Annotated in this window: 7 protein-coding genes; 3 read left to right on the top strand and 4 right to left on the bottom strand. The window is 64.6% G+C overall.

What is annotated here, in order from left to right; genetic code table 11:
* Window positions 1-427 (bottom strand): hypothetical protein (locus FEK34_RS29760; RefSeq protein WP_212748853.1); only part of this gene is annotated, 427 nt, incomplete at its 3' end.
* Window positions 424-753 carry a type VII secretion target gene (locus tag FEK34_RS29755; protein WP_138453305.1) on the bottom strand — a complete coding sequence of 110 codons (330 nt, stop codon included), beginning with the start codon at window positions 751-753 and terminating at the stop codon, window positions 424-426. The genes FEK34_RS29755 and FEK34_RS29760, both read right to left, overlap by 4 nt.
* 86 nt (window positions 754-839) lie before the next feature.
* Between FEK34_RS29755 and FEK34_RS31235 the strand changes: the two genes are divergently transcribed.
* The 3 genes from FEK34_RS31235 (at window position 840) to FEK34_RS29745 (ending at window position 2,160) form a co-directional block, all read left to right on the top strand.
* The gene (locus FEK34_RS31235; protein WP_283206619.1) at window positions 840-962 is read left to right on the top strand and encodes a hypothetical protein; all 123 of its coding nucleotides are present in this window, start codon (window positions 840-842) and stop codon (window positions 960-962) included.
* Between the two features lie 52 nt (window positions 963-1,014).
* A complete protein-coding gene (locus FEK34_RS29750; RefSeq protein WP_138453304.1) occupies window positions 1,015-1,536 on the top strand; it encodes a hypothetical protein in 522 nt (173 codons plus the stop codon).
* 144 nt (window positions 1,537-1,680) lie between these two features.
* Window positions 1,681-2,160 (top strand): ankyrin repeat domain-containing protein, encoded by a 480-nt coding sequence (locus FEK34_RS29745; RefSeq protein ID WP_138453303.1) that lies wholly within the window; start codon window positions 1,681-1,683, stop codon window positions 2,158-2,160.
* A 164-nt stretch (window positions 2,161-2,324) separates the two neighbouring features.
* Here FEK34_RS29745 and FEK34_RS29740 read toward each other — a convergent pair whose 3' ends face one another.
* Together FEK34_RS29740 and FEK34_RS29735 are read right to left on the bottom strand one after the other, a co-directional pair.
* Window positions 2,325-2,660: a YnfA family protein gene (locus FEK34_RS29740; protein WP_138453301.1), complete on the bottom strand. Its 336-nt coding sequence runs from the start codon at window positions 2,658-2,660 to the stop codon at window positions 2,325-2,327.
* A gap of 130 nt (window positions 2,661-2,790) precedes the next feature.
* Window positions 2,791-3,683, bottom strand: an 893-nt coding sequence (locus tag FEK34_RS29735) for a hypothetical protein (protein ID WP_249359741.1), incomplete at its 5' end; no start/stop codon positions are given.

The following is a 3,683-nucleotide window of genomic DNA, read 5'->3' as shown; positions in this document are numbered from 1 at the left end:
CAGTCTCCGCCGCCCGCGCCCGATACGCCGACGCCGACGCCCCCGTCCAATTCGCGATATCCGCCTCGACCGCCTGCTTATGCGTATCGACCGCCGAACTGACCTGCGTGGCAACGTTTTCCCACGTCTTCGCATACGCGGTGATCTGATCAGGATCCCCCGCAACCCAATCCAACGCATCCGACAACGGCTGCACATGCTCGATCAGAAAACTGACACCGAAACCCGCCAGCGTGCCGATCGGGTCGACGACCATCGCCGCGACCTCCATCCCCGCGGCCGCGATCCCCACCCCCGCCTCGATCCACGACCCAGACGAAATCGCATCCTTGACATCAGCCACCGACTCGAACAGCGTGACACCCGAATACCACTCGGTAGAATCCTCACGCGCGGCGATCAACGGATTCGACGCCGTATCCGTCACCGCGAAACCCCGCTACCAGCCGCCTTCACCGCCACCGCATTCGAACCATCCGCGGCCGCGAACGAATCCGCCGCCGAACGCAACTTGGTGGCATCCTCCGACAACGCGGTCAACGCCGTCTCCAACGCCGTGATCCCATCGGTCTCCACCGAATCCACAAACAACGGAGGCAGAAACGCACACAACTTCCCGAACGCATCCGTCGGCGCCGACACCGCCTTCGCCGCCTCCAGCGCCTGACCCATCGGGTCCCGCAGACCGTCCACATTCGTCGCGTGAGTCCGCAGTTCCTCCGGATCCACCTGCACCGGTAGAGCGTCGGTCATCGTCTTCCCCCCAATCGAGCATTTCTCCAACGCACGGCGGCTGGCGTCGGCGCAATGGGTTGATGTTACCGGGCGGAGGTGGAGGGGTGCTGTGCTCGCGGTGGGCGGGCGGCGCCGGCGCCCAACTCCCGCCGGATCTCGGCGGACACTGCCACGCGCTCGACGCCCTTGCGCGGGTCGGCCAGGCGTACCGGCTCGTCTACGATTGACGCCCTACGCGGGAGACGATCTTCCGGTGCTTCGTGGAATGGGGGATCCTCGATGACATCGAGTTCTGCTGGTGGAGCGCGCTGGCGACCGTGGGCCGGGAGGGCGATCGGATTGTGCGTTCTGATCGCAGGCGGACTGTATGGGTGCGGTCGCGCCGCCGACCACGCCGTCGACCGGATGATGGTCGTCGATGCCGAGGAGTCGGTGCGCCCTGAATTGATCCGAGAGGCAACCGAATACGGTGGGTGGGTGTTGCCCGATGGCGCCGAAGTGTTGCTGGTTCAGCGCGAGATCATACGTGACCGAAATTACCGAATCGCCGTGACGACGAACCCCGCCGACCTCGCCCTGATGTTGGAGCACTCTCGGTTTCCCGCTGTACTCACCCGCGACTACCCTCCCTTCACCATCAAGACGATCGCCGGTCCACCCCTGGAATCTTCGCCCCGGGTTGAACACGGGCAGGAAGCGTGGTTCACCTCATCTAGCGGGAAGGTGATGATTCGCGAAGTCACCGTGGATGTGCGGGACGCGGATACGCGCTTTGTCCACATCGAGTTTCGCGGAGTTTAGTTGGTGACCTAGCGTCGTCCACCGAACTGGCGGCCGGACAAACGGGCCGGCGGGTTGATCGGGCGTTGGCGAGGCGGGGGCCGGAAATCGCGGGCCGTGGTGACGCAGTGCTGATCGGAAGCTTCGGCGCGGCACACTGGTCGGATGCTCGGTGCGGAAGAGTTCGATCTCGTCATGGCTGTGGTACGTCGCGACACCGACGAGGTGCGGCGCGCTCACGAGGCCGGTGTGGATCTGGCGATTGTCACCACGCCAGCAGGCACATTGCTGAGTTGGGCTGCGGAGTGGGGCAGGACCGAGATCATCAGTTTCTTGCTGGCCCAGGGCATCGAAGCGGAGTCGAGGGCTCTGTCGATGGCTGCGAACAAAGGGCATGCCGGGGCGGTGCGGCTGCTGCTCGACCATGGCATGAACCCGGATCTGCCGGCCGAGTGGCCGCCACTGTGCGCGGCCGCGTATCGGGGCTCGCCCGAGTGCGTCCAACTCCTCTTGCGGGCCGGAGCACGGGTCGATGTTCGCATGGGGCCGCAGGCAGGTAGCACGGGCGGGAAGACGCCGAGGGAGCTTGCGGCGACGCACGTTACAGATGGCACGGCGGAGATACTCCGGCTGCTTGCGCAGTAGACCGCTTCGGGGCAGCGGCCGAGTAGTCAACCGCGCTAGCGAAGTCTCGCATTATTGTCCCTGCACCGAACAGGGTCGACAGCATGGAGCTGTTAATCGGAATTACTCGTGGTAATTCACGCGAATTCGGGCGACGCGAATGGGATTTCTCCCCGGAGCGCAGCTCACACCGGCCGCGGCGCGTACATGATCACCGCGACGCCGATGAGACAGATAGCGGCGCCGATGAGGTCCCAGCGGTCGGGGCGGAAGCCGTCGAGGGCCATGCCCCAGAGTAGGGAGCCGGCTACGAAGACTCCGCCGTAGGCGGCGAGAATGCGGCCGAAGTTGGCGTCGGGTTGCAGGGTGGCGACGAAGCCGTAGATGCCGAGGGCGATGGTGCCTGCGCCGATCCAGGCCCAGCCGCGGTGTTCGCGGACGCCTTGCCAGACCAGCCAGGCGCCGCCGATCTCGGCGACGGCGGCCAGGGCGAACAACAGGATCGAGCGCAGGACGGTCATGGTGGGAACCATAAACGGTGGTCACGCTGGGTGGGCGGTACGTGGTTGGCTCGCATGCACTGGGTTCGCATTCGCCGAATACTCGGTTGCCAGGGCGGTCGGCGGCGTCGGGCTGGGTTAGGCGCCGAATTCAGCTCTGGAACAAATCGTCTGCCCGTTTCGCAGCCAGCGCGCGATCCAGCCAGGTATGCAAAGTGCCCAGGTCATCGCAGCCTTCGATTCGCTGCATGACGCTCGACGACACCGTTATACCGCTACGCTCCAGCACCCTGAGGATGCTTTCGCGCAGCCCCTCAGCCCTCCCCTCGGCCCGAAGTTGCTGCGAGGTCTCCGAGCGGAAGAACGACAGATCCACAGACATCAACTTCCTCCAGGTCTTGGCCGCGGGGCTGGTGCCGAGGCCCATTTCGGTTAGTTCGGCGAATATGGACTGATCGGTGTCGAACCCATGCAACGCTCTGGCCAGTGCTCTCAGGATTGTATCTATTTCGGGTTCGTTGGCATGGGTGACCGCGGACAATGCGGCCAACGGGATATCGGACGCTGCGACCTCGGGGTCGGTGACGACGGGGACATTGTGCGGACCGAGGACGATGGGGTGGACAATCAGGCTTCTGCGGAATGGGGTGCCGATCGCAGGCGGGCGTCGAGCCCATCGGGCGGTTTTCTGATCTTGGCAGACGATCAGCAGAACTGGCGGGAGCTGATACTTGGCATGAAGGTGCGACAAGTAGTAGGCCCAGGCTGACGGTTTCCCGTGATCGATCGCGCTCTGGGCCTCGACCACCAACAGAAACACCCCGTCGGTCGTCTCGATCCGCAGCAGAGTGTCGACGCGACGCTCAACCGGCCTCGTCTCGGTGAGGTCGGTCGGAAGTAGCTCGACCCGGAGCGGATCGAGGAAGGGTAGGCCGAGCGCGCGGACGGCACGCGTGAAAACGCCTGGGTCGTGCTGGAATATCCGATGCATCGCCTCATGCGGGGAACCGACCATGGGCGCCACAATACGGCCGCTACTCGAAA

This window comes from Nocardia cyriacigeorgica, from assembly GCF_005863245.1.
Classification (GTDB): Bacteria; Actinomycetota; Actinomycetes; order Mycobacteriales; family Mycobacteriaceae; genus Nocardia; species Nocardia cyriacigeorgica_C.
The sequence above is the reverse complement of the archived record's forward strand: the minus strand, read 5'-3'. Positions and strand labels throughout refer to the sequence as shown.